Genomic DNA, 26,469 nt, shown 5'->3' on the forward strand with positions numbered 1-26,469 from the left:
GATAAGATAAGTTCCATTATGAGTTGTGGCAATGCTGTGCGGTGCCCTGATTGTAAATAACGTTAATAATCAAGGTGATAAATTTTATTGTGCAGGGTGAGCTTTTTGGCACGGCATTCGCAATACCTAAGCCACAGCAACTAGGAGAACAAAATGAAAAATAGCTATCAGACCCTCCAGCAGGAAAAGGGCGTGCCGATAAAAATGTGGACTAACGGCGTGCCGGTTGAGCCAGAAGCGCGCGATCAACTGCTGAACACGGCAAAAATGCCGTTTATCTTTCGCCATCTGGCGGTGATGCCAGACGTGCATCTGGGCAAAGGATCCACCATCGGCAGCGTGATCCCGACTAAAGGCGCCATTATCCCGGCGGCGGTCGGCGTGGATATTGGCTGCGGCATGATTGCGGTGCGCACCTCGCTGATGGCCAGCGATCTGCCGGACAATCTGTCGGGCATACGTAGCGCCATCGAACAGGCAGTCCCGCATGGCCGCACGAATACCCGCTCCCGTCGTGATAAGGGGGCCTGGCAGACGCCACCACAGGAAGTGGATCGTCACTGGGCTGAACTGGCACCAGGATTTAAGACGCTGACGCAAAAGTACCCGACGTTGTTTAAAACCAACAACTATCAGCATCTGGGAACGCTGGGGACGGGCAATCACTTTATTGAAGTCTGCCTGGATGAGTGCCAGCAGGTGTGGGTGATGCTGCACAGTGGGTCGCGCGGTGTAGGGAACGCCATCGGCAACCTGTTTATCGCGCTGGCGCAGAAAGATATGCAGCAGCATATCGCCAATCTGCCGGATCGTAACCTCGCTTATTTTAGGGAGGGCAGCAGGCATTTTAACGACTATGTGGAAGCGGTGAGCTGGGCGCAGGATTTCGCCCGCCATAATCGCGAAGCCATGATGGAGCGTGTGCTGGCGGCGATGTCCCGTGTCATCAGTAAGCCTTTTAGTACGCACCTGGAAGCAGTGAACTGCCATCACAACTATGTGGAGCGGGAAATGCACTTTGGCGAGTCGGTGTTGGTGACGCGCAAAGGCGCGGTATCAGCGCAAAAAGGGCAGATGGGTATTATTCCCGGCTCAATGGGTGCGAAAAGTTTTATCGTGCGCGGCCTGGGTAACGAAGAGAGCTTCTGCTCCTGTAGTCACGGCGCGGGGCGAACCATGAGCCGCACGGCGGCGAAAGCCCGGTTTACCGTGGAAGATCAGCGACGTGCTACGGCGCATGTGGAGTGCCGAAAAGATAAAGAGGTTATCGACGAAATCCCGATGGCTTATAAAGATATTGATGCCGTAATGGCCGCCCAGTCTTCGCTGGTGGAAGTGGTGCATACGCTGTCACAGGTTGTTTGCGTAAAAGGATAAAAAAATGAGAACAGGATTGCATGGAGTGGATAGCGCAATGCGCGAGCACGTACGTGGCGTGCTGCGCCAGATAGAAGAAGAGCATTCAGTCAAAGTGCTGTATGCCTGCGAGTCGGGCAGTCGCGGCTGGGGCTTTGCCTCGCCAGACAGCGATTACGATGTACGTTTTCTCTATGTGCATAAACCGGAGTGGTATCTGCGTATTGAGCCGCCGCGCGACGTCATCGAGCTACCGATCGACGATACGCTGGATGTCTGCGGCTGGGAGTGGCGAAAAGCGCTGGGTCTGTTAAAGCGAGCTAACCCTACACTGATCGAATGGCTGGATTCGCCCGTGGTCTATCAGCAGGAAGCGGCTATCGTTGCTGATTTACGGGAAAGAATACCGGACTGGTTTTCACCATTACGGGCGCGCTGGCACTATCTCTCCATGGCGAAAAAGAACTTTCGGGGATATCTGCAGGGCGACAGCGTGCGGCTAAAAAAGTACTTCTACGTGTTGCGCCCGCTGCTGGCGGTGCAGTGGATAGAGGCCGGAAAAGGCGTGCCGCCGATGCGTTTTGAAGAGCTGCTGGCAGGGACGGTAACGGATCCCGCGCTGCTGGCCGAAATCGAACAACTGCTGGCGCGCAAGCAGCGTGCAGGCGAAGCGGAATATGGTGAGCGTATGGATCGCATCCATGCTTTCATCCACCAGTGCCTGGATGAAGGGCGCGTCAGTGAAACGCTGCCGGATAGCGAGCGGCGCGACTGCCGCGATCTTGATGCGTTGCTGATGAGAACCGTGCTGAGCATGGCGTAACTGACAAATAAGGGAATATAAAATGAAAGAGTGGATCGCCAACATCTTCCGTCAGCCTGACGAACAGCGTTTTCCGGTCGTGTGGCCACCAGAGCAGCGCGCCATCTATGACTGGCTGGCGCAGTGGTCGGAAGAAACGGGCGTGTTGCCTTACGCGGCTCAGACGTTGCCGGATGAGTTTTCACCGCAAGAAGATGAGGAAACGCTACGCTGGGCACCCGGTGCGCTGGACGGGGCCTTCGGTCATCATGTCGCGCGCGGCGACAACGAGGAACAAGCGACTCAGGTGATGCAGGCGATAAGCCGCGTGCTGCGGCGGAGCAGCAGTAAAAACATGCAAGCGCTGTATCAACTGGCAAAGCAGGATACACCGCTGAATTTTATCGACGATCTGCTGAAGATGATGAGTACTTCTCAGGCCATAGATGCCCGCCGCCTGCGGGCGCTGACGGTGTTCCTCGCGACACAGGCACCTGACCGTCAGGTGGTGAAATTAGCGATGGCGCTAATGGCGTTTTTCCCGTATCAGCAAAGCGTGAATATTCTTCAGACGTTAGGCAGCCATGATGAATTCACCCTTTATGCCGTGGTGGCGATGCGGACTATCCTGCCGCCAGAGGAGTTCGCGCTGGCGTGGCTGGCGCTGGCAAAACGCACCACAGGCTGGGGACGTATCCAGCTGATCGAGAGGCTGCCAGAAGCGCTGGATCAAACCGTTCGTCAGTGGCTGTTAAGGGAGGGCTATAAGAATGAAGTGATGGTGGAATATACCGCCTGGCACTGTGCCGAATATGGCCAGCTGCACTATGCGCTGGAAGGCGAGGTCAATGCGCAATTACTTCAGGGAGCCGGTGAAATCCTGCTCGGGATGATTAGCGGCGAGCCCGGCCCCGGTATCGAACAATATAGCTTTGCCGTGCAGGCCTGTGATCGTTACCTGGCGCATATCCTGCCAGGCTCAGCAGGCGACCTGCTGCATTATAAGGTTGCAGGCGAAATCGGCAGGCTGATGGGTGAAGAAACGTTTGCCAGCGAGGCGGAGAGGGAGCATCTGAGGGGGCTATGCGAGCAGATCCGTGCTTTACCCGAGTGGCCCGCGCTGATTGAGGCCGGGTTGCATGATGATGACAGCATGATTTTTCATACGGCACTTCAGCTTTGCAGAGAGCAGGGCGGCGATCCGTGGCCAGCAATTTATCAGCGGCACCGTGAAAAACCGGAAAGCGTCCTCTGGTATCAGTTGATGCAAACCGATAATCCGGATCATATCGCGCAGGTTATCGCGCTGGCAGAAAGCGAACTGGATCTGACTGCCATCAGTTGCGGACCGCAAAAATCCCAGGGGAGAGGGCCGCTATATCAGCAGCATTCGGCGCTCAGTTTTGTCCTGCAGGATTTAAGCCGTTTTCCCGGACAGGGCTGGATACTGATCCGGACAGGCTTAAAAAGCCCGATGACGTTTAGCCGTAATAAAGCACTGAATGCGCTGGAAGCCTGGCCGCAAGCCTCACTGCCAGCAGAAGCTGTTGCAATACTGGCAGAGGCTAAGAGCAGGGAGCCGGAAAAGGAGCTTCAGGATAGGCTGGCACAGTTACTGGAGCAACTGGTGGATAAGCATAAACGTCTGATTTGCCGCTTATGAAAATTGTCTGAAGTGGGGCCAGCGCTTGCCGATGCAGGCGGCTGGCTCGCCTCTGCAATTGCTGGAAAAGGCGCTGCTCAGAGCGGTAAAAACGGATAACGGCGTCATATCTTCCTGGATATAATCAGGAACTATCCGCGCAGTCCGGGATGTTTAAATGCATCAGATTTTTTCGTTTATTATTTCACTGCTGTCGTCAGCATTTTTCATTTTGCTCATCTGGTCTTTCTTCAGACCTTTGCCCCTTAAAAAAGGGCCCCCTCCTTCTCCAGGAGAGATGAAAAAGATATCGGCTAATACGCCGATATTAAAAAATTTGGGTATGAACACGGAAGATTATTACTATGACAGCGACTTTCTGTATCAGCAGCGTGAAGGCGAAACACTCTGCAAAGTGCCGCTGGAAAATATTATCAGGATAAAAGTCACCGGAACCAAAGTCAGTAATCGTAGAGTATGGCTGGTGCGTTACGTCACCGGGTCTTATCGCACCGAAAGGGAGTTCAGAGTCCTGAACAACTACAGCCTTTTTAATCGGGATTTTGCCGGTTTTCTTGCCGCCGTGAAAGAGGCCAATCCAGCGGCTGAGGTGCAGGAAATGACCCTGGGGCGACTGTAAATTGGCAGGATAGCGCGGAGCGCTTTAGCATGAGCAATGATATGGAACCCTCAATGGCGGACGTTATCGCTTTTGTCCGCGATTTTTCAGGATGCAGACGTGAAATAATCTATGAAAATACCTGGCTGGAAAAGGATCTGGGGATTACCGGCGATGATGGTGTTGAATTGCTGGAGGAGGCCGAAAAAGTTTTCGGCGTGAGCATTTCTGCAGAAGAAGGTGGTTTCAGGAAGGCGTTCTCTCTGAAAGAAAACGAATATCTTTTCCATAGTGAAGGCATCGATTTTTTTGGCATTGTTTATCTTTGCAGACGACTGCGCGGTATTCCTGCGCCTGTCATCCGCGATCTCTCTGTCGGCCAGCTGCATAGTGTGCTGGTTGAAGCGCTTAACAAAAAAGAAAGAGTTACCCGATAAGCGCATCGCCCAGGACGGGACGTAGCCTTTTTTCAAAGCCTGGCGGCGATTAACAATGGCTTTGGGTTCCCTCACACCGATGGTGAAAGAGTGATACCTGTGCTGATATCAGAAATAAAACCTGAGGGATTAAAGTGAACTGTAAACCGATGCTTTTCGTGCTGGCGGCGCTCTCCCTGTCGGCTCAGGCCGCCCAGAGCGGAAAAACGCTTGAGCACAAAGACTGGGAAGTTGTCTGTGATAACACTCTGACCTGCCGCATGGCGGGTTATGCCAAAGAAGAGGATCCGTCCGGCTCCATCCTGCTCACCCGTGCCGCGGGACCTGGAACGGAGACCGTGGGAGAAGTGACGCTGGGCGACACCGAAGATGACAGCGAACCAGCGGAAAAGCTGACGCTGTGGATCAACGGGAAATCAGCCGGCGATCTGGTAGCGGCTGATGATAACTGGCGAATGTCAGCTAGTCAGACCGCTGCGGTAATCAGCGCCGTTAAAGGCAGCGGTAAAGTTGAATTTAAAGGCGGCACAAAGCCATTCCAGCTGTCTGGCGAGGGCGCGTATGCCGTGCTGCTGAAAGCGGACGACGTGCAGGGCCGTATCGGCACGGCAGGCGCGCTCACCAAAAAGGGCAATAAACCGGAAAGCAGCGTGGCTAAGGCTGTGCCCGCACCGGTTATTCAGGCGGCTAAAACCCTCGGCGGCGAACCCCGTTTGCTGACTGCAGCAGAAAGCGACGCACTCAAAACCCGACTGCTTGCAACGGTCAATCATAACGACGATGACACCTGCGACAGCCTCTATTCACCGGCCGAAAACAGCGATCCGGAAACCGACGGACTCACGCTTACGCCACTGGATGACACACACGCCTTGCTTTCAGCGCTCTGCTGGCGTGCCGCTTATAACGAAGGATATGGCTACTGGGTCATTGATAATCAGCTGAAAGGCAAGCCTGAACTGGTGACCATTTCCGGGTCCGATTACGACAAGGGCGAGATTACCAGCGTGCAGAAAGGCCGGGGTATCGGTGACTGCATGAGCCAGGAAAGCTGGGTATGGGACGGCCTGGCCTTCCGCAAAAGCTATGAGGGCGGGACCGGCATGTGCCGGTATATCCATGCAGGCGGCACGTGGGATCTTCCGACGCTGGTGACTGATGTGAAGGCTGTATCGGGTTAAGCAGGTGAACCTGAGAACCCAAAAGACGGTTTTTTCAGCAGTTGCACATTCGCCTGCGGATAAGGGTTGCGGAAACAGGGGGTAACGGTATAATCCTCAACGTTTTCCGCATACCCTTCAGTGCCGAAGTGGCGAAATCGGTAGACGCAGTTGATTCAAAATCAACCGCCGCGAGGCGTGCCGGTTCGATTCCGGCCTTCGGCACCACGTATGCAAATTAAAGTCGCTTAAGGGCGGCTTTTTTTGTGTCTGATGCTCTGGAACTGAGCGTTTTGCATCCGATTCAACCTTTCAATATTTACAGTGAACCTTCTGTTTACAATCCCCTTCAACAAATAATTCTGCCCATACAATTTGCTTATATCTGGGTTAGTAAAATTATCAGCTAGATGTGATGAATAACAATAGCCTCACTAAGTTCTGCTGATTTGTGTTATGAGAGGGAAAGTAATGAAATAGAGTAATGTAACTATTACGCAATATGGTCTTTTGAATAAATCAATGACTGTGAAGACTTTCAGAAAATCTTCCTTAAAACCCACATTTTTACTTATGCTGAGTTAAAAACATATTTCCCAGATAATCTTTACAGCAACACACTGCATAACCATTTGACTAACAAGGACTTATGGCCGCTGTGAACAATACAAAATAAACCATAGTAGCTTACTGACCTCGTACAGCCTTCTGCCAGAAATAGTAGGTAAACAGCAGACAGAATCTATATATTATGAGAATCAGGTTCTTCTGGCTTTGACCAGAGGCAAAATCTGAACATCTATGTCCTGTAATCAACCAGATTGCTTTAGAGTCTGCTCTCGCAAGGCATGGATGGAGTATTATCAAACTAATAAATTTTCTCAATGTTCAGTAGAGTTAATATTTTCGTTTATATAGAATAGTTACAAATCCACATCAGAGACCGTGCGGTTATGAGCGCAATCACATTACAAAAGGCTTTGGGTGTACTTGCGAAGTCATCTTCGTTTTCCGTCACCACCGTGACACACCGCCAGAAAGATGAGTTCGATCAGTTGAAGGAACAACTCTTTGTTAAACAAGAGATTGAAGCCGAATTGCAACGCTATCTTGATGTTGCTAAACCTGGCGAAATCATTTTTTTGTGCGGTAGTAGCGGGGACGGAAAGTCAGAAATTTTAACCCGCTGTCAGTCAGATCCGCGTTATCAGCGGCGATTTAGTTTCCATCTGGATGCCACTCATAGCTTTGCCCCTCGACAATCAGCCATTGATGCTTTGAATGAGTTATTTGTTAATCATCATCAGCAGTCATCTCCATTGCTTATTGGCATCAACACCGGAATGCTTGCTAACTTTGCCCGAGAAGGCGCTGAATGCCATAAGGTGATTCGGTCTGCAATTGACTCATTTTTATTAGGGCAGCAGGATGCAAGCCGTCCATACCGTAACGGGAATTGTTCTTTTTTTGATTTTGAACACTATCCTAAATTCCAGTTTAACGAAAATAAAAACTATTCATTATTTATTAAAACCTTATTAGATAACTTAACTCGTGACGATGACAATAATTTATTTCAGTTTATCTTTCGGCGCGATGAGTCCATTAATCCAGAACTAAAAGAGGTCGCAAACTATAAATTGCTTTGCATGCCTGGCGTGCAGAATGTATTAATTACGCAGCTCTTTAAAGCGCGGTTGATTAAAGACCAGTTTGTAACGACCCGAACGCTGCTGGACTTTCTGCATCATCTGTTAATGGGCCCTGGCTACTTATTTGATAATCTCTTCATCGGTGCAGAAAATGATCTGATTAAAAAAGTTTCCGATTTTGATCCCGCCAGACTGCACACCTATGAACTTGATCAGTTTGTTTTGCGCTATGAACTGGGACTGGTTGACGCTGATCTCGATGATTTTTTAGCCGCACTTGAGCCGTTACACATTAAGTTTGATCGCCAGAGCGTTAAGGCCGGTGACGCAACCTCCTTGATCCGGCTTTTCTGGCTGTTGCAGCACGAGTCGTTGGGTAATGATTATCATCGGAGATTTTCCGCGTTCTTTAACGAATCATTGTTTGAACGTTACTCAGAAATCTGGCATTTGCATAGAAATTACACAGCAGATCCGGAGCAAAAAAGATCACTTAATCGCTTCTATACTTTTGAGCTTATCGCGGGTATCCAGCGCTATGCTAACCGCAAAGCACCTGAATTAAGTATGCAAAAAGAAGAGTTCTTTTTGGGTGAGTTTGGTGGGGTAAAAATAACCGCACCGGTAGAAGTGAAGCCCGATTGGGATGCTATCCGTAATAAACATACGGCTCATCCAACTGGCTTCGATGTCTATTTAAAGGTGGGGCGAAATCCACTGCCGCATATCCATATCGGGCTTAATTTGTTCGAATTATTAGACAAGTTGAATAATGGCTATCGTCCGAATAAATACGATAAAAATGCCATCGTGTTACTGGATGAAATTGTAGAGTTGATCGCGGAGCAGGCTAAATCCAGCAGCGAAATAAAATTTTATGATGGCAGACAACGGGTTTATCGTGCAAAGGCGGATGACGATATGATCACTATTAGTGGTATGGAGGGTTAGCAGAATGTACCCTATCGCAAACGAGTTAAAAGTAGGTAACAATCTACTGGATAGTTACCTGCCTGTGCGCAATAAGAACAACGATATTAGCTGGCAGTTCGTCACCGGGTTGGCCCTTAGCTACGCTCTGAAACGCAAAATCGAAGCCTACGATCCTGACCAATTCCGTGAAGATTGTAAAACACATATGCAGGAGATGCTTGATGAGCCTGCATTCTGGTCGGTGCTAGAACGCATGTATTTTTCTAGCCAGGATATTTTCCGTGTATCGCCTCTTTTTTTACTGTTTCACGCTCAGTTTGTGGGTGAAAAAATAAGTGCGGGTTCAACGGCAGATAAACGACTTGGCACGCTGTTTGCCAATTTGATGGGAGATTTCAGTCTTCCTTATCCCATACAGGACAGACTGAACTTCATCGAGCAGCAAATGCTGAATAAGCTCAATGGAAAAATAAAGCTGTTGGGTAAAGGACCGTTTGCCGAAGAGCAACCGTATCTTCCGTATATGGTCACGTGTTTTCAGTCCGATTTGGAGTTTTTGGCGGAGCACCCACAATACCTTTTACAAGAATTGACTAACACCCTACGTTTGTACGCCTTTAGCTGGTGCGCTCAACTAGCGCTCAATCTGGACAACTGGCAGGACGGCGAACCACAAAGCAAATCACTGTTTTTTATTCTTGATAGCGAAAAAGCCAGCTCCGAACGGGAAAAGGTGAAACGTTATGGCTATAAGCTGTTCGCCAGCCAGAGCGAAAAACTGTTCCCGATACTTTCCGCGCTGGAAGTGTTGCAGGTAAAAGGGGAGAAAAAACGCCCTCTCTGGCAGGTATATCAGGATTGTTTGAATTATCCGGATCCTCCAAATCAAGTGTTAGATGAGATTAATGCTTACATACAGAAATTTATTAGTAAGGAAGAACGAGATCTTCCTGCGCGTGACCGCGCAACAAACTTGGAAAGTGCTTTCAGGCAGCTATTATCCGTTGCCGTAGAGCAATTCCAGGATAAAAAAAATACCCGCGCGGATATAAATAGAAACTATATCAAGGAGCTGGAAAACCAGATTTGCACTGACTTCATTCAGGTGCGCGGTCGGGCAGGGAAAGTGCTGGTGCTGAATCAGGATCGTCTTCTGTTACTGACCAATCTCACTGTGGGCAAAAATGACAAACTTCGCCTGCATGAACTGCTGCGTGGTTTTGAACAGCGTGGCTTTTATCTGGACAACCAGTCGGCGCAAACGCTAGTGGCGTTTTATGAACGCATGGGAAATGTAGAGCGAATGAGTGATAGTGGAGACGCCGTGTATGTCCGTAAAACAGTATGAAACCTATCTGGCAGAAACCTTTATTGAATGGGTAGGTGGCATCATTCAGCCCGGCGAGCGCTACCAGTTCAAATCTCCCGATCCCGATAATGCCCTGAAACTCTGGGAAGCATTCGTCTCTCTGGCGGACGGCAATCAGTTGGAAATTGCACCAGGGCAATATATTGATTGCCTCCCCTGCAATGGTGTTCAGCTTATTCCTGTACTGCATGGAGCCGAGGCTCCAGCATTCACAGAAAACTACATTTCTCATTTGCGCGATGAAGTTGCAGGGCGCAGCGGCGTTTTTGCCCAAACAGCGCTGTTGATTATTCACAACAGTATGCTCGATACCCTGATTAACAGCACGAAAGACGTGGCGGCACCGGATGCTATCTGGTACCCACAAACTTTCAGTCAGCAACTGGAAAAGCTCATTACCACTGGCAGTAACCGTTCGGAATTGTCCCGCTGTTTGCTGGAAGATCAACTGTCGACGGTACTGGATGAAGGCGCGACCGTATTTGGTTTCTCTTCGCTGTATCGCTTGCTGGATGATGGCAATCTGGATTTCTCCGAGCTTCATCTGTTTAAAGATGATGAACTACTGAACTATAGCCAGAAGCAGCTACGCACTCGACTGAATGAAAACCGGAAATTATATCGCCAGATAGAAGATAGTGTTGAACGCTACAGTGGACAGCTAGAGAATGTGCTGCCTGAATTTAGTACAAAATTCATTCAAGAGCATTTTTACGATAAAGATGACTGGCGTGAGCTCGATTTTTCCGACTACAGGAAAGAGAAAGAACAGAATAGTGAACAAAAACTGGTGTTGGAGAACGTCTCTGTCGAAAACGGCGAGGTTTGGCAACGGGCGAAAAGCGCCAGTAAGGCAGGCAAACGTGACATCAGTCTGCTGGTGCAGGTGCAGCCAGGGCAATCAAAAGCTGAGCTGGAGTTCAGTTTTCAGGGTAATGATCTTCAGGATAACCAGATAAAAATTGCCCATAATCGCCAGTTAAAGAAAGCACCTTTCTGGCGCACCAGCCGGGCGGGAGGCAAGACTTCACGCATTATGGCATCGGTGCCTTTCGACGGGCATCCTTGCTTCTTTAGTCTCGAACTGACCAACCGCAATAATTCAGCTGAAGAGTATAAATTTCGCCTGTTGTTGGTCGAGCAGGGACAATTCTGGCTGAACGATATTCAGCACTGTTACCGCATTGAGCCAGGTAAAGAACAAATAACCCTGCAACTGGAAGATAACACGCTGCGTATTACCGAGTTTGGCAACCTGACCTGTACGTTGAATGACGAGAGCGAAGACATAGACTGCCAGCATTATGCTCAGGTGAATTTTGAGACGCTGGCAAATCAAAGTGACCTGGTTCAGTTTGCGATCGTTTCTGGCGATTCCCGTCTGTCGTTTAACATTGAGGGACCGGGAGCAGAAGAAGGGCTAACGCTGCCACTGCTTTTTGACCAAAGTCGTTTCAACAAATTGTTTAAGGAAGAGGGTAATGCAACCTGGAACCGACTAAAAGGGCGCATCATACTCGATAATACTGAACACAAGGTCGTCGGTGTACGCCAGCAGTTGTTGATACTGGAAGCCTCATTAATTGAGCAACGTCTGCTGGGTACGGGAAGTGACGATAGCGAGTTTGCGCTGGATGAACTTCTTGCCAGCTACCCCGATCTCCATAACGCTTTTGAGCAATTATTTGCCTACTATCATCATCGTAACACTCTGCCGAGTCTGGTGTCGTGGTCAGCGGAATATCGAACACTGGTCAGCTACATCGTTACTACGTTCGAACAGTCACTCCAGCAAATAGGCCTGAGCAGAGCGCTGACAGCACAAGAGAAACGTCTTCTGCATCTTGGAATCTGCCGCAATGAGAGCCATGAGCGCCTCTCTCCGCTGCATCCTCTGGTACTGGCTTACCATTTACAACTGGCAGAAACTATCGTTGCGGAGTCGGAACAGCACGATTCGGCATCATTTGCCACACTACCGCCGATCACTCTTGATCGCTTGATGGTTTCCGGGTTAGTGCCGTTTGTTTATCACAGTGAGCATGAATACGCGCAACTACAGCCGGTGGATGAAAACCGCTTCTGGATTGATGTGGTTCCCCAGCGGCAGGTCAGCCATGACTACGTTAAACGTTTGGTAAAAGACAAACTTAATGAATTCACGGACGCTTACGCCCGGTTGTTCCAGAGCGCTGAAAACAGTGCGTTGATTATCAATGCTATTAATCAAGGGAACGCCAAAGAACTGTTTCTGGGATTAGTAGAATATTTTAAGCAAGAAAAAGAGAAGGCTATTTCGGTTCATGTGAACTGCTACGATGAACGTTTGCTACCCAATATGTTCGATCACTTTGCAGAAAGTGGTAGCTATGAGCAACTTAAAAACGATCTCGATCTGAACAGCGGCGTATGGCGGGCGGAAGCCGATATGCTGATTGACCTGCTGCGTAGCCGGTTAACGTTCAGCAAGTTTGTTCTACCGTCAGAAAGCGACAAGCTGGCCTATGCACATCTGGCATTTTTCACCAATACAGCACCTGTGGATTGCCGCCAGATCCGCATTGAAGATGCGTCCAGTGGGGTATTGTGTCATGGGTTGATTGCTGGGGAAGGTGCTGAAACTCAGGGGGATGCTTACTTTACCGCGTTTGGACTGCGTGATGTGGATACTGAGTCCTACTGCGCCCTGCGTCTTGCCCGACTAATCGGCTGCCTGTGGCAACCTGCACGTCAAAGCAACACCCAGTATCATGGACAAGGGATCGGCCTGGCTGTGAGCGGCAATTTTAAGCAGCTGCTGAATTACTCCTACAATAGCGCGCTCTGGACCACCATTATTGATCCAAAAGTCACTCTCGATTTTTTCACCAGTCAGAAAGATGTGGTGCTTATCCACTATTCTGACCAGTACACCAGTTGCGCAGGCTACGATGCCGTCACCGTCACGAAGCAGGTTGATTTGTTCCTGCGGTTGCTTCAGACCGGAAGCCAGTCAGGGCAACCTGCTATTGATAGTCAGCATTTGCTGGCTGAATTTAATGCCTTTAACGGCGAATGGCTGCTGAAAATGCTGCGCTCCAATGAAAGAGAGCGTAAAGAGAAGCACGGCATTATAGGTGCATACAAATTTGTACAATCTATGTTGCACCAGTCAGACATTTGCTGGATTCCGTTATCGGTGGCCGAAATGATCCGTGTGTCCGGCAATGTCGGGCTGAAAATGAAAGAGAGCGATTTATCGAGAAATTTACAGGGTTATCGTAACGGCGCGATCTCCGATGATGTGCTCTTTGTGGGTTTCAAAGAAAACCGCCTCTATCTGTTACCGCTGGAAGTTAAAACCGGGGCGCGGCCTGACTACAGCTATGCAGGCCAACAGGCTCGTGAGTTGAAACGCTACCTACAGCAGGACCTTCTGGAACCACAAACGCTGGCATCACAATTGTACCGGGCGCTCTTTATTCGTCAGATACTTATGCAGGTGGAGAAACTGCGTCTGTACGGTGTGCTGGATGGCAACAAACTGGCTACCTTGCTGGAACGACGCGAATGGTGGTTAACGGGCGACTATCAGTTAGGTGAGTTAGCCGACTATGCGGACGGCTTCGTCGTGGCTCATGTAGACAGTGGAACTTGTTTCGATCTTTCTTATAAAGAGACAGCTGAGAATATTTTACAGATCGAAATCCCTTATTCACTGCTTCCTTCGTTGATTGCTTCGCAGGGGGATGAACCACCGTTGGCGGAACGTTACCGGGTGCCGGAAAAATATCGGCTTAAGCCAGAGTGTGATGCCAGTTCGTCACAACCCGAAGTCGTAGTAGAAGTAGCAACGCCGACTGCTGCACAGTCAATTTCAGAACCAGAGTTGTTACAGCCTGCTGTTCCGGTGGTGACACCTGATATTAGCGATACTCCATTACAGATCCTGTTTGGTCATGATGCAGTGCGTCAGAGCCCGTTACATTGGGAGCCAACCAACACCGCCAAGTTCATGAATACCAATACCGGCATTATTGGAACGATGGGCACCGGTAAAACCCAGTTTACTAAATCACTGGTCACACAGTTGATGCGTAATCAGTCCTGTAACGTTGATGGTAAACCTATCGGTTTGCTGATCTTCGACTACAAATCAGACTATGTAGACGAGGCTTTTCTTGATGCCACGGGTGCTAAAAAGTACAAGTTATTTAAGCTACCTTACAATCCCTTATCTCTGTTTGGCGACACGCCAATGTTACCAATCCACACCGCTGGTGGACTATCGGAAACAATGGCGAAAGCTTATGGGCTGGGCCATAAGCAGCAGCTCAAACTAGAAAATCTAATTTTAGAATGCTACGAAGCGGCAGGTATTTCGCCGGAAGATCCGACAACATGGTCAAGGACTGCACCGACGATTGAAGATGTATGGCAGCGCTTCCTCGATCAGGAGAAGGTTGAAGAAGATTCACTTTACGCAGCACTTTCTAAACTGGCGCGTTACAAGATATTCGAGACCATTCCGGAGAAGATGACCAGTTTGTACGAATTGATTAACGGCGTCACCGTGATTGAACTGGCTGGCTACCCGCCAGAAGTGCAAAACCTGGTGGTCGCGCTAACGCTGGATCTTTTTTACGCACAGATGCAAAAGCGTGGTAAACCAGTGGTGCGAGGGGATTATCGTCAGCTCACCAAAATGATTCTGGTGGATGAAGCCGATAACTTTATGCGTCAGGATTTTTCCAGTCTGCGTAAGATCCTAAAAGAAGGCCGTGAGTATGGTGTTGGTGCCATCCTGTCAACGCAGGAAATTACTCACTTTAAGACCGGGGAAAATAATTATGCTTCCTATATTTTGACTTGGATTATCCATCGTGTTTCTGAGATTAGGAATGCGGATATCAAGGCGGTATTTAACGTTGATGATAAAAGTGAGCAGGAGTCTTTGATGGGACAGATTCGGCAGCTTGAGAAGCATTTTAGTCTTTATGTGGATGGGGATAAGCGGGTAAATAAGATGCGTGATCGGGCGTTTTGGGAGTTAATCTAGTGACAGTTATTGAAGTGTTAGAAGACGTACTAATAAACATAGTTGATTACTTCAATTAACTAAGCTTGCGATCTCTCTATGGTGGCCTTAACCTTAGGACGGTAGCATTGATAATCAAGGGGAATTATTGTGTCAGGAATCAGAAGAAGCACTACAACTGGCTATACATACGCATTTGAAAAAGCAGGATCTTTTGGAATATTCAGTTCAAATGGCTCTGTTCCAGTTGAATATATGATGACATCATTCTCTGTGGATGATCTTGCGCAGTTATCTTATTCGAAAGATATTAACACCGATTTAAATTTTGATTATCTTATTCAGCGAGATATTGATGAGGAAAGAGCTAGGGTAGAAATAAGTCAATATATCAGTTCTAGCGAAGATCGAGTTCAGAAAGATATTGTATTTTTACCCCCTTTACTTGTCTCTATCGTAAATGTTGATTCAAACAATAAGCTTATAGACTATTATCCTAATTGCAGTTTGAATAGTACAGATGATAATGGAGTGATATTTGAGCGAGTTTGGCCTGGTATATTTAAAATTCGTAATTTTGAAATACAAAATGGTAAAGTCATATCTGTAAAGTATTATGGTTCAGAAATAAAAGATGAAGTGATTACGGTCGACATTAATCAGGCGATTATAAATATTAACAGTACAAGAGAAGGTGTCGCCGGAGCTAGACTTGTAGTTATTGATGGACAGCATCGACTTTTTGCTCTTAATTACTTAAGAAAAGAACATCCGGATAAAATAAAAAATATAGTGGTTCCGGTTTGTATTGTTTACTCTCCGTATTCTACGTTAATTAACTCAACTGTAGTACAAGTACCAACAATACCAGAGGTTTTAAGGAATTTATTTGTTGATATTAACTCAACTGTAGAAAGAGTCAGTGGACATTTCCTTACCTTACTTTCGGACAGATCGTTAGGCTCGATAATATGCAGGGAGTTCTGTAAAAAAATATTAAGTGAAAGACAGGAGTATGGATTAGGGTTGATTGAATGGAATACTAAAAAGCATAAAGAATCTCTCGAAATTTCTAGAGATTACACAATAACAAGCATTGGTGTTATCAATAATATCCTAGAAGATTGCTTTGGGACAAGAAATGGCATAAAAATACTAACGTCAATTTTAGGAATCCAAGAGTCAGCTAATGAATTTGATTTCTCAGAATTCGAGAACGACGAAGATGATGAGGATAATATCGTTTCAAATATCCCGGAAACTTTTCCATGGAGTGGTTTCCTTTCTAAGCATAAACCTATTTTAACAAAATTAGTAAATGAAACTTTAACAAAAACATTAGTAACTTTATTTTTTGAGACGAAATTTTTTGCAGACTACTACGACAACTTAAGAGGTTTTTTCGAAGAGCAAGAGGCGCAAATTAAATCGAATAGAAGTTGTGACTCAGGGGTGTTTTATTTTGCCAAAAAACATATTTTACTTAATGACCCAGAAACAAAAAAATCATTACCATTAATAAATGAATTAATCTCAGAGTTAAAGAGTCGAAAAGAAAAAATTGTTCCAAGTCTGGCTTCTAAATCAATATGCCATAAAGCTATGGTTGAAGCTTGGTTTTTATTATGCTCTAAAATAATTGTGCACAAGAAAGATCTTAAAATTGTTGATAGAATAATACAGTACTGCGTTGAAAGTGCATTCTCACCAAATGTTCAGTTATTTAACGAGCAGAGGCTTTTTATACAAGATACAATTTATATTAATCAGAGAATTAAAGTAACAAAAGTAGCCAGAAGGCAAATTGTCAGATTATTTTTCTCACAATTACTTCTAAAGTCTAATGTTGAAAGATTAGTAAACGACTTAAAAATAGATAATGAACTTCAAGATGTTCTCATTAAGTTTGCAAAAAGTGAAGTGGGTGCATATCTTAATCAAATGAGTAAAGATAAAACTAACACATTTATTAAAACATTTCGTAGTAATTATAACCTTGATGACATTGATAGAGATAAATTACTTGCGGCTGAAGCAAATCGTACAAAAGAAATAAAACAAAAAAATGCAAGCGAGGTATATACTGAGTTTGATGACTTAGTAAAATTCTATACTAAAGAGGGAATAGTGAATGCTTACCAAGATTTAACAAATTGCTTAAAATCAAACGACTTTGATTTTTCATTTGATAATGAGCCTTTTGATGATGAAATTTAAAACGACAAAAGAAATATATTTTTCGATTTTATATGATGATTCGTTAGACACGAAATTATCAGCTGCTGCGGCAGCTGATTGCTTCAAACATAAATTATTTTTCTTAATCAGTAATTCATCGGAAATAATTGAAAATGTTGTTACATTTTTGAAAAATAATTTTGATCTAAAGTGTGATATTGTTTTGCTTGATAGAAATTGGTTGCTTGATACAGTACCGTTCTTTATCTATGATATATTTGAAAGCCAAATTAAGATAACACAGATAATTCTTGAGGATAACTTAAGCCAGAAAAAAATGCTTCCGAGCAAGGAAGTGATTAATTCAGCCATAAGTAAACTAATTTCTGGCGAATCAGTAGATGCCAGCATCATTAGCAACCCAATAATTCGTAATAAAGTATCAAATGAAGTTAAAGTGTTAATTGCTGCAAGAAATTGCATTATAAATTATTATATTGGCGCAAGTGTGTTTTATCCATCGGTGAATATTTCTAACAGAACAAAAACTGACTTTGAAGGATTAAAACTAGAAGAGTATATTACTTCATTGCAGGATATTAGAAAACTAACTAATAATCATTCTCTTATAATAAATCAATACCTAAATAAAAAACTTGCCACTTTAGGGCGATACCTTCCCGTCGTTCCACAAATACCCAATGATGTTATAGACAAAACACGTCCGAGCAATTCTTTGCATGACGGATTCCCAACGATATATAAACTGTTGTCATGCTTTCAATATAAATCTGCATTATTATCTATTGAGTATAAAAATCCCAATTCAGCTTTTTTACATTCAATAAGAACTATAGAAACATATATAGAAGGTTTTTTAATTTATGCCAATATTGCAACAATTAGTGATTGCTATAAGAAAAATGCACTATTCGAAAAAGATGCATTTTTGATTAATAATCAAAAGGTTAGTGGGTTTGGGAAGAAGTATGCCTTGGCAGGAGATATTAATAATATAAAGAATCATAAATTTTATAAAAATATCAGGGAAATGATAGATCTGAGAAATAAATTATATTTAACCCATGGAAACATGAAAGCTTGCTCAATACTAACAAAAACATCCCTTAATTATATTAAAGCTATAATAAATCATATTGACTTACTTTATAATCAAAAAAGTCTTCCATGGAGTAAAATTTATCGAGACATAGATAAAAGTTTACAATTTGATTTTTATGGAGTAACTAAGTCATCATTATCGAATTCATTTATCCATAAAATTTCTATCCATTTAAATCGAGATGAATAAAAAATAAAAATTTTACCCTGGAAAGTGATAATGTTATGGCAGTAATTTATAAGTTGAGTCATCTAATGCCTCAAATAATATTTCTTTGCCAAGAAATAGGTCTCTTTCTTTACAATAATAATATATGGTTTTCCTAGCTGTTGCTTTCCAGTTAGCGGTTAGGGCGCGCAGAGGATTTTCTTCAATCCAAGAATATAACTCCTCCAGTTTCACAATTGGTCCAATAGCTCTAAAAGCTTGTAATATAAATTCTTTCCATGATGGAGATAATGACTGTTCAATGTCAGCTAAAGTAGATTCTGATATGCTGATTTTTCTTATTTTACTTGCAACTGAAATAAATTGAGTGGATGAAATAAGTCTAAAATCAACACCAGCTTTCATTGATACTTCAGTAACGAGTTCAGGTCTGGCTCCTAATATAATATTATTCTCCTTCCAGCACCAATCTTCCTTTCGCTCATCGGTAACCAGAATAATTGGCCTACTTGTAATTTTAGCTTGATTTAGTATTTCATGCCAAATTATAAAATCTGCATATTTTGATTTTATAATTAAGTCACCATATAACTTAACTTCATGTTCCTTATTTTTGGCATCTTTGAATCCAGGTGGTATTTTATTCTCAAATCTAAATTCTCCCTCCTTATAAAGAATTTCAAGTGTGTCTTTTGAAGGGATATCACCAATTCGGCCATCAAATAAATTCATTAATTGAATCTGGACTGGATCATGTCGAAAATAATTTGGATGCTTTTCCTTAACACTCTCGATAAAAGTTCGAAACTCCTCATCGAATCGCTCAACTAAATGGGCGACATCACCATACGGTATAGAGTGATGTTGCTTATCCGAAAAGAGACCTAGTACATCATCTTTAAATTTTCTACTTTTTCCTAGTAACTCATCAAATACCCTTGCTTGCTGTTGTAAGACAGTTACTCGATTGCTTTGATACTCTAGGGCGACAAAATAAGGTAGCCATATATTCTCTTTAAAATATTCAATAGCCCTTATAAAATCATCTGCAGCATTTTTAGGATATCTATATATATTAAGTAATGCACTAGTATCAAAACATATTGTAGCTTTCTTGAGCTCTATTGATTTAAGCTCTGGCAAAAAAGCTAAGTATCCTTTAAACATATTTTTCATTACCAATAACCCTCTATGTTTTCTCGGAAATCTTTTATTTGTTTATAACTTCTAAAAGAGGCTTTATGACCTGCCCCCAAGATTAGATACAACCTTCAGTTAGTAATGTCGGTTGGTTTTTCTTCATATTTCCCGTTTCGCCAGTCCGCTGCAAATTCAGCTGGCGTCTGGTAATCCAGCGATGAATGTGGACGGCACTCGTTATAATCCTGCCGCCAGTCGTTAATGATTTTCCTGGCGTGAACGATATCGCTGAACCAGTGCTCGTTCAGGCATTCATCTCTGAATCGGCCGTTAAAGCTCTCAATAAATCCGTTCTGTGTCGGCTTGCCCGGCTGGATAAGCCGTAGTTCCACACCATGCTCAAAAGCCCATTGATCGAGCGCGCGGCAGGTAAATTCCGGGCCCTGATCGGTTCTTATCGTAGCCGGATAACCGCGAAACAACGCGATACTGTCCAGAATACGCGTGACCTGAACGCCTGAAATACCGAAAGCAGCGGTGATCGTCAGACACTCCTTCGTGAAATCATCCACACAGGTCAGGCACTTGAGCCTGCGACCGTTGGCCAGTGCGTCCATAACGAAATCCATCGACCATGTCAGGTTCGGCGCATCCGGACGTAGAAGCGGAAACCGTTCGGTCGCCAGCCCTTTACGGCGTCGTCTGCGTTTTACGCTCAGTCCATTAAGGTGGTAAATACGGTATACCCGCTTGTGATTGACGTGAAGGCCCTCCCGACGCAGTAGCTGCCAGATGCGCCGGTAACCAAAACGTCTGCGTTCAAGCGCCAGTTCAGTGATACGCCCTGATAAATGTGCATCAGCAGATGGACGCTGAGCGTCATAACGGCAGGTCGACAGGGACAAACCTGTAAGCCTGCAGGCACGACGTTGCGACAGACCGGTCGCATCACACATAAACTCAACGGCTTCCCGCTTCTGGCCTGTCGTCAGTACTTTCGCCCCAGAGCCACCTGAAGCGCCTCCTTATCCAGCATGGCTTCGGCAAGTAGCTTCTTGAGGCGGGCGTTCTCCTCTTCAAGAGATTTAAGCCGCTTCACCTCAGGGACTTCCATGCCACCAAACTTCTTGCGCCAGGTGTAGAAAGTGGCATCGGAAATGGCGTGCTTACGGCAGAGCTCACGGGCAGAAACCCCGGCTTCCGCTTCGCGAAGAATACTGATGATCTGTTCGTCGGAAAAACGCTTCTTCATGGGGATGTCCTCATGTGGCTTATGAAGACATTACTAACATCGGGGTGTGTTAATCAACGGGGAGCAGGTCAAACATTATCAATGTTAACACAAAAGCTACGATAACATCACTAAACCTAGTCGTCTTACCCTGTTGTCGCGGTTGTGGATGCCTGTTTCAGGAGGTGCACGGCGCTCCTGTCCGCCGTGCTGTGTCTGGCTTAATGTTCCAGCGCGGTAACTGCACTATCTAATTTGTAGCTACGAACCATTCGCATATTTTGGAAAATATAGAGTGGATATATATTTATTGTTTCCCACTATTTTACACCCCAAATACAAAGTCTTTTAGAGAGCGATAATTTCTTAACGCCGAAATCCCATCCTCAACATGCGCCGCCCACGCCTTAATCATCGCCTTCTGATCTAATTGTGGATAAAGCATCTTTAACACCAGTTCTGTAGCTTGCAGTGTTTCCCCAAGCCATGTAATTTTATCCAGCACTAAAGAGCCATCCAGCTTCTTACTATCCCGCTCAGGCAAATAGCGAAACTCACTCTCCACCGAGCGGAAAAATGCCAGCCGAGCCGCGACATTGGGCGTAATTCCAGTATATCCCTTTAACTTCTTAAGCTGGTCTTCAGTCTGACGACTGAGCTGCATTCTGTTTGGGAGCATCAGACTGCCTCCTTGGTTAATTCCCAGAAATAACCGGGTTTCAGCGCCGATGATTTTGTGTGCGCATTAAACACAATTTCATAAGCATGAGAGATATCATCACGCAATTGATCGACAAAATAACGCTCATCCACTTCCGTATCTGTAGACAGCAACACTACCTGATGGCTGGCAAACGGGAAGTAATGATTAATCAGTTTATCTCTATGTTGAGAGTCTAAACGGCCCAATGGAGTATCAATGATTACCGGCAAATCACGACCAGAAGTTTTTGCCAGGGCCTCAAGAATCGCAATCGCATAGATCTGTTTCTCTCCGGCAGAGAGTAATTTGCGATTGATCACTGAGCCGTTTTCATCCACTAATTCCACATCAAACGTTTCAGGGTTGATGTGTGCACTGAGCTGTAAATCTTCTTTACGAGCTAATTTACGGTAAGCACCTTCAAAATTCGCTGATAGCGTTTTCACCCTTGCTTGAGTTAAAAGTTCGCTGTAGCGGTCAAGCAGGTTGATTGTTTCTTGGGCATTATTAAATGCACTATCGGAGTTATATTGATTACGTGCCAGATCGTGTGTTTTTTGTACCTGACGAGCACAGTCCAGTTGCAGCTGTTTAGTTTGTTTTGCTTCTTCCAGCAGCGAGCGATACTCCTGCCGTTTACTCTCGCGTTTACGGTCAAGTTCCCGAAGTTTTTCAAATATATCGATAAGTTGATCATCTTCCGGTGCACGAGCAATGTTTGCCGCGGCTTGCTCAAGCTGCTCTTCAACTTCAGCCAATTGGTTACGATAAAGATCAAAACGCTGCCACGCTTTCTTGCTGTCCTTTTCGATCGATTGTTGGATCATCCCAGCTTCACGTTCGGAGATGTCAAATAACAGCTCACCTTTCGGTTTTCCAGCCAGATAATCTTTCAGATTATCTTCAATTGATTCGGCAGCAATTTTGCCAGTAGTTCCTGAGCGGAATGAAATATCATTTTTCAGCTGCGTAAGAAATTGAGTTAATTCCTTTTCAAAACTGTTCGCCTGCTTAATTTTTATCTCTGCACTAATTTGCTCAAGCAAAAGTCCTAGAGTCTTAGGTGCCAGAGCGTAAGGTAGTGAGCTATCGCATTCATGGCGCAATGCTTTTTCAAGGCGATCTTTATCTTTTAACAGAGTGTCAACTTTCTGTTTTTCCTGTGCTTTTGTCTGAGCAAAAGCACCACCTTGTGCATTCAGAAGTGCTTCATATCGGTTGATTTCTTTTGATAGCAAGTCAATTCGTATTTTGGCAAAATCAGCTTTTTCTAAAATACTCTCTGTCTGGAAAGCAAACTGCTTAACCTGTTCTTCAAGTTCAGCAAGCTTTTGTTGTTGGGAGTGTGCTAATTGGCTGGATTGCTGACGCTTAACAAAGATCATTAAATCATTTCGAAGTTTCGCGATGAGATCTAAACCTAACAAGCGACGTACGGCTGTACGCAGAACATTACCAGAGTCATCTTCAGCCAGCTCTGCAATTTTTTCACCATCAAAGAAGAACAAATCGGCAATTCCATGCGGAATTAATTCATTCAAGAACCCCTGGCATTGATCATAATCCAGCTCTTCAAGGAGTTGGTTATCTTGCTGGAGGGATAGTTGATCTTTTTTCCCTTTTTTCCATGTTCGCGTGACAGTAAACTCAGCTTCATGCCCGCCTTTATTATAGGTGAAAACAAGTTCAATCGACGCTTCACTTGGCCGTTTATCCGTCGTTAATCCGTTGTGAATTAATGCGCTGAGTTCTTCAACATACTCTTGTTGTTGAGTTGCTGGGCCAAACGCTAACCGACCATACAATGCCAGTCGGATTGCAGACAGAATTGATGTTTTTCCTGCTCCGTTAAGCCCACCGAAAAGAACTATCGGACGCGGGTTATCATTGTTTTGGCGCTTTCTCGGGGCCAAATCAATGACATGAGTACCATTAAATACACGGAAATTACGCAATACCAGCTGTTTAATTAACACGTTCTTTTTCCTCACTGGTAAGCAGAGTCGGCTCGCTCACTTCGGCAATTCTGCGCTGCAAGATCTGTAGTTCGGCTTCCAATTTTGCTACTTCATCCTGATGAATATCTCGGTCGTTCCGTTTCTGTAAGGCTTGTTGTTGCTGTTTAATCTCTTCGAGACTGCCCCAGTCTTGTTTCAAGATGGTGCCAAGTTTTTCGAAGATACCTTGACGGCGGCTGAGTCCTTCCATAGAAACCTCAAGCTCAATCAGTTTCATAACCATCTCAGGAACCACCTCAAACCCTTGGGCGATCTGCTCAAGCAGTTCCGCATCGCTAGCATTGAAACGTGACTGGTCGTCAATAATCCAGTCCAGGTCTTTCCCGTAAACGTCGCGATAAATACCTGGCAAAGTGTCATACCAGTCCGGCTCATTAGGATCTTTCAGCCATTCCTGGCGAATAGCGTGTAGCTCCGGCTGCGTAATTAACGTGATGGTATGGCCCTGATCGTTCAAATCGCGCTCAATTTCCAGCAAATCTTTAAGCCACTTTTGACGATATTTGAGCCAGTAAGGGCCGGGAACATGCTTACGTTCCGCACTGATTTCTTCGCCGTCCTTGGCATATTGATAACTCACTTTACCGGTACGGCGCTTATAATTGCGGAACGTATCTTTATTTACTGGGTCGGTGGTAAATGCCAGCAGATCGCGATATTTCAGCAAAGGGGACATCCACTCTTCACCATTCTGGATCAGGCTTTCCATTGCTTTATCTTTTGTAACCACGGTACATGTCCAGCATCCAAAGCGTGAACTACCGCAAGATGGCGTACTGTCATCGATAACAAGTGGACATTCGCCTTGCGCTGAAGAGTCCATGTACAGTGTCCACAATGGACGGTTGTTACCACCCCATGGGTTTTCCCACTCATCAATATCATCTGGAGAATAGCGGAATGCACCTCTGAGTAATTTCCAGACGTCTTCAGTGTCCCAGGTATCGATAGGGGTATAGATAAATGCATTTGCAAGAGTGGTATGCCTCGCCAGGCGGGTACCATCAATTTTATGTTTGGCTATGACCTGCGCGCGTGATGCGCTTTCGCTGCTACGTGATCCAAGTACAACGATGACTTCATCAAACTGGCTGACTTTATCTTTGATAAAATCGCTTACCGGGTTGATTTTCATGCGCTCAGTACACCAGCGGAAACTACGGGTAGGGGCCGGATAACCTTTACCTAGCAGATTGACCCAGAAGGTTTCGTGGGTCTTTGGCATGACAGCATGCTGAGTGATTGGAAGCCCAGCGCGTTTAGCACCGGCTTCAATACGTTGCATGGTCTTCTTGATCAAATCCACTACGACTGGTGTTTCTACCAATGTGTCGGACGAAACAAGAAACACGTCTTTCTGCCGCATAGCGGGCGGTAGTCCAAGTAGTGCGAGGTATACCAAAGTAATGACAGCGCTGGAATCTTTACCCCCGCTGTAGCCAATCACCCATGGACGCTTATCAGCACAATAGATACGTTGTACTTCAGATACGTATTCTGCCAGGGGCCGCCCGGCAAAATTTTCCTGGTTGATAAAATCTTCGTAATCGGCCAGATCGTGGGCCTGAATCAGTTTACTCATGAGATAACCATTTGAGCTTCGAGCTCTTGTTCTTCATTTGAAAGGGGGAGCGATAAGGCGATTTTAAGAGCATTGCAGGTAAGCTGGATAGATGCCGTCGTCTTACTGAGTTTACCATGTTGCATTGCACGTTTTGTAAGCTCTGGGCTGCTTTTACGCCAGTCAAACTCTCTAAGCTCACAAATTATTTTTTGCCATGAGTCAGGGTGCTCTGAGAGCAGGCAGTGACCCAGTAAACCCAGAGCCTGAAGACCTATGCCGTGTGCATGAACATACTCCTGGCGAAGTTGAGCAGGAGATACCTCTTTTTTTGCAGCTAATTGCCAGTCTGGCATGACCTGAAATATCGCTTGCCAGTAGAGGGCCGCAAGGTCAGAACACTGCTCAACATCATTGGCTTTAGGTTCTTTTCCCAGCAGAGAACGCGTAGCTTGCTTGATGCTGCTTAAGGTGAAGAGTTTGTTTGAAAACTTACTGATGCTGGATTTTTCCATTTCAGTTAGTCCGATAAAAGGCTCGATATTCATAGCCAGATACCGTGATAAGTTCGAACTGATATCTCTGTGGTCGTAAAGTGTAGCAAGAGAAGGGCTTGGCCTGATGGCATATTTGTTCAAATCAGCAAACATTTGCTGACTGCGTTTAAGCCCTTCATCTACAAAGAATAATACGGGAATATTATCTTGTCCCAACTCAGGCCTTGCATCCAGTGCGTCTTCTATCGCTTTCCTGCGATGCTGCCCATCATTGATTAAAATTTGTGCCTCCATGGGCACCCGCAAAGTCCCTAAGTTATTGGAACCCGAATACTCATCGAACTGCACATCTACTGCAATTGAAGCAGTTAGAGCTGAAAAAACATAATCACTTGGATTTTCAAGTAAGTAGCGGACCATTTCAGGTATGCGGGCTTTATTGAGTGTTCTTTGTGCACGCAACTCAGGCGGTACTTCATTTTCGTCAAAACTGAAAATTTTGGGGATTATGCGCATTGGGCAGGTAGCGATATAGAACGGTCTGCCTGCCTGGATTCCTCTGACAGCGGGGAAAGAGTAGCAATAATCAGTGTCAAAGTTCGCCATACAGAGGTTACCTGGAAGTAATATTCATTTTACGTAAAAATAAACGTTTTATAGGCTTGTGTCATCTTTTTTTACGTAGAGTCTTCACTTTTTTTGGCGTTTTTTCCGGAATTTGGTATGAGATGTAACTCTCTTTAATTCAATAGGTTATATGAAAGCCTAAATTGTAAGCTTAATTTTTTAGGTGCGTTTTACTCGCTCATTTAACCACCTAACTCAAACCATGTTTTCTCATGTCCTGACTAGCCTTGTAAGCT

General features: G+C 45.2%; 17 protein-coding genes and 1 tRNA gene. 12 read left to right on the plus strand and 6 right to left on the minus strand.

What is annotated here, in order from left to right:
* Window positions 1-153: 153 nt before the first annotated feature.
* The 12 genes from AC6I8J_RS02530 to AC6I8J_RS02585 all read left to right on the plus strand — a co-directional run bounded on the left by AC6I8J_RS02530 (window position 154) and on the right by AC6I8J_RS02585 (window position 18,477).
* The gene (locus AC6I8J_RS02530; protein WP_497825051.1) at window positions 154-1,377 is read left to right on the plus strand and encodes an RtcB family protein; all 1,224 of its coding nucleotides are present in this window, start codon (window positions 154-156) and stop codon (window positions 1,375-1,377) included.
* A 4-nt stretch (window positions 1,378-1,381) separates the two neighbouring features.
* Window positions 1,382-2,179, plus strand: coding sequence for a nucleotidyltransferase domain-containing protein (locus AC6I8J_RS02535; protein WP_497825052.1), 798 nt, complete (start codon window positions 1,382-1,384; stop codon window positions 2,177-2,179).
* A gap of 22 nt (window positions 2,180-2,201) precedes the next feature.
* The gene (locus tag AC6I8J_RS02540) at window positions 2,202-3,821 is read left to right on the plus strand and encodes a hypothetical protein (protein ID WP_497825053.1); all 1,620 of its coding nucleotides are present in this window, start codon (window positions 2,202-2,204) and stop codon (window positions 3,819-3,821) included.
* Window positions 3,822-3,978: 157 nt separating this feature from the next.
* A complete protein-coding gene (locus AC6I8J_RS02545) occupies window positions 3,979-4,440 on the plus strand; it encodes a hypothetical protein (RefSeq protein ID WP_497825054.1) in 462 nt (153 codons plus the stop codon).
* Between the two features lie 29 nt (window positions 4,441-4,469).
* Window positions 4,470-4,856 (plus strand): hypothetical protein, encoded by a 387-nt coding sequence (locus AC6I8J_RS02550; RefSeq protein ID WP_497825055.1) that lies wholly within the window; start codon window positions 4,470-4,472, stop codon window positions 4,854-4,856.
* Between the two features lie 149 nt (window positions 4,857-5,005).
* Entirely contained in the window at window positions 5,006-6,037 is a 1,032-nt protein-coding gene (locus tag AC6I8J_RS02555) for a DUF1176 domain-containing protein (RefSeq protein WP_497825629.1), read from the plus strand.
* A 122-nt stretch (window positions 6,038-6,159) separates the two neighbouring features.
* Window positions 6,160-6,244 (plus strand) — tRNA-Leu (locus AC6I8J_RS02560).
* 725 nt (window positions 6,245-6,969) lie between these two features.
* On the plus strand, window positions 6,970-8,619 hold the full coding sequence (dptF, locus tag AC6I8J_RS02565) for a DNA phosphorothioation-dependent restriction protein DptF (protein WP_497825056.1): 1,650 nt from the start codon (window positions 6,970-6,972) through the stop codon (window positions 8,617-8,619).
* Window positions 8,620-8,623: 4 nt separating this feature from the next.
* Window positions 8,624-9,949: a DNA phosphorothioation-dependent restriction protein DptG gene (gene dptG, locus AC6I8J_RS02570; RefSeq protein WP_497825057.1), complete on the plus strand. Its 1,326-nt coding sequence runs from the start codon at window positions 8,624-8,626 to the stop codon at window positions 9,947-9,949.
* Window positions 9,930-15,008 (plus strand): DNA phosphorothioation-dependent restriction protein DptH, encoded by a 5,079-nt coding sequence (dptH, locus tag AC6I8J_RS02575; protein ID WP_497825058.1) that lies wholly within the window; start codon window positions 9,930-9,932, stop codon window positions 15,006-15,008. Before dptG ends, dptH begins: the two co-directional genes overlap by 20 nt.
* 129 nt (window positions 15,009-15,137) lie before the next feature.
* On the plus strand, window positions 15,138-17,204 hold the full coding sequence (locus tag AC6I8J_RS02580) for a ParB N-terminal domain-containing protein (protein WP_497825059.1): 2,067 nt from the start codon (window positions 15,138-15,140) through the stop codon (window positions 17,202-17,204).
* Window positions 17,191-18,477: a hypothetical protein gene (locus tag AC6I8J_RS02585; RefSeq protein ID WP_497825060.1), complete on the plus strand. Its 1,287-nt coding sequence runs from the start codon at window positions 17,191-17,193 to the stop codon at window positions 18,475-18,477. The genes AC6I8J_RS02580 and AC6I8J_RS02585 overlap by 14 nt, the downstream gene beginning before the upstream one ends.
* A 33-nt stretch (window positions 18,478-18,510) precedes the next feature.
* Here AC6I8J_RS02585 and AC6I8J_RS02590 read toward each other — a convergent pair whose 3' ends face one another.
* From AC6I8J_RS02590 to dndB, 6 genes are all read right to left on the minus strand, one after another.
* Window positions 18,511-19,632, minus strand: coding sequence for a PIN-like domain-containing protein (locus AC6I8J_RS02590; RefSeq protein ID WP_497825061.1), 1,122 nt, complete (start codon window positions 19,630-19,632; stop codon window positions 18,511-18,513).
* 95 nt (window positions 19,633-19,727) lie between these two features.
* Window positions 19,728-20,848 (minus strand): IS3 family transposase gene (locus AC6I8J_RS02595; RefSeq protein ID WP_145032956.1). Its coding sequence is split into 2 segments (ribosomal slippage): window positions 19,728-20,590 and window positions 20,590-20,848, totalling 1,122 coding nucleotides; the frame shifts between segments, so codons are not numbered across the junction.
* Between the two features lie 304 nt (window positions 20,849-21,152).
* Entirely contained in the window at window positions 21,153-21,506 is a 354-nt protein-coding gene (gene dndE, locus AC6I8J_RS02600) for a DNA sulfur modification protein DndE (RefSeq protein ID WP_497825062.1), read from the minus strand.
* Window positions 21,506-23,506 carry a DNA sulfur modification protein DndD gene (gene dndD, locus AC6I8J_RS02605; protein ID WP_497825063.1) on the minus strand — a complete coding sequence of 667 codons (2,001 nt, stop codon included), beginning with the start codon at window positions 23,504-23,506 and terminating at the stop codon, window positions 21,506-21,508. The genes dndE and dndD overlap by 1 nt, the downstream gene beginning before the upstream one ends.
* On the minus strand, window positions 23,496-25,130 hold the full coding sequence (gene dndC, locus AC6I8J_RS02610; protein ID WP_497825064.1) for a DNA phosphorothioation system sulfurtransferase DndC: 1,635 nt from the start codon (window positions 25,128-25,130) through the stop codon (window positions 23,496-23,498). Before dndC ends, dndD begins: the two co-directional genes overlap by 11 nt.
* Window positions 25,127-26,212, minus strand: coding sequence for a DNA sulfur modification protein DndB (gene dndB, locus AC6I8J_RS02615; RefSeq protein WP_045140816.1), 1,086 nt, complete (start codon window positions 26,210-26,212; stop codon window positions 25,127-25,129). Before dndB ends, dndC begins: the two co-directional genes overlap by 4 nt.
* Window positions 26,213-26,469: the final 257 nt, after the last annotated feature.

The organism is Pantoea sp. X-Soil-ISGK-355, from assembly GCF_059730805.1.

What these genes read in the sequence shown, in the direction of transcription:
- AC6I8J_RS02530 (WP_497825051.1), top strand. Translation starts at nt 154, where the DNA reads ATGAAAAATAGCTATCAGACCCTCCAGCAGGAAAAGGGCGTGCCGATA.
- AC6I8J_RS02535 (WP_497825052.1), top strand. Translation starts at nt 1,382, where the DNA reads ATGAGAACAGGATTGCATGGAGTGGATAGCGCAATGCGCGAGCACGTA.
- AC6I8J_RS02540 (WP_497825053.1), top strand. Translation starts at nt 2,202, where the DNA reads ATGAAAGAGTGGATCGCCAACATCTTCCGTCAGCCTGACGAACAGCGT.
- AC6I8J_RS02545 (WP_497825054.1), top strand. Translation starts at nt 3,979, where the DNA reads ATGCATCAGATTTTTTCGTTTATTATTTCACTGCTGTCGTCAGCATTT.
- AC6I8J_RS02550 (WP_497825055.1), top strand. Translation starts at nt 4,470, where the DNA reads ATGAGCAATGATATGGAACCCTCAATGGCGGACGTTATCGCTTTTGTC.
- AC6I8J_RS02555 (WP_497825629.1), top strand. Translation starts at nt 5,006, where the DNA reads ATGCTTTTCGTGCTGGCGGCGCTCTCCCTGTCGGCTCAGGCCGCCCAG.
- dptF (WP_497825056.1), top strand. Translation starts at nt 6,970, where the DNA reads ATGAGCGCAATCACATTACAAAAGGCTTTGGGTGTACTTGCGAAGTCA.
- dptG (WP_497825057.1), top strand. Translation starts at nt 8,624, where the DNA reads ATGTACCCTATCGCAAACGAGTTAAAAGTAGGTAACAATCTACTGGAT.
- dptH (WP_497825058.1), top strand. Translation starts at nt 9,930, where the DNA reads ATGTCCGTAAAACAGTATGAAACCTATCTGGCAGAAACCTTTATTGAA.
- AC6I8J_RS02585 (WP_497825060.1), top strand. Translation starts at nt 17,191, where the DNA reads ATGATGAAATTTAAAACGACAAAAGAAATATATTTTTCGATTTTATAT.
- AC6I8J_RS02590 (WP_497825061.1), bottom strand. Translation starts at nt 19,632, where the DNA reads ATGAAAAATATGTTTAAAGGATACTTAGCTTTTTTGCCAGAGCTTAAA.
- dndE (WP_497825062.1), bottom strand. Translation starts at nt 21,506, where the DNA reads ATGCTCCCAAACAGAATGCAGCTCAGTCGTCAGACTGAAGACCAGCTT.
- dndC (WP_497825064.1), bottom strand. Translation starts at nt 25,130, where the DNA reads ATGAGTAAACTGATTCAGGCCCACGATCTGGCCGATTACGAAGATTTT.
- dndB (WP_045140816.1), bottom strand. Translation starts at nt 26,212, where the DNA reads ATGGCGAACTTTGACACTGATTATTGCTACTCTTTCCCCGCTGTCAGA.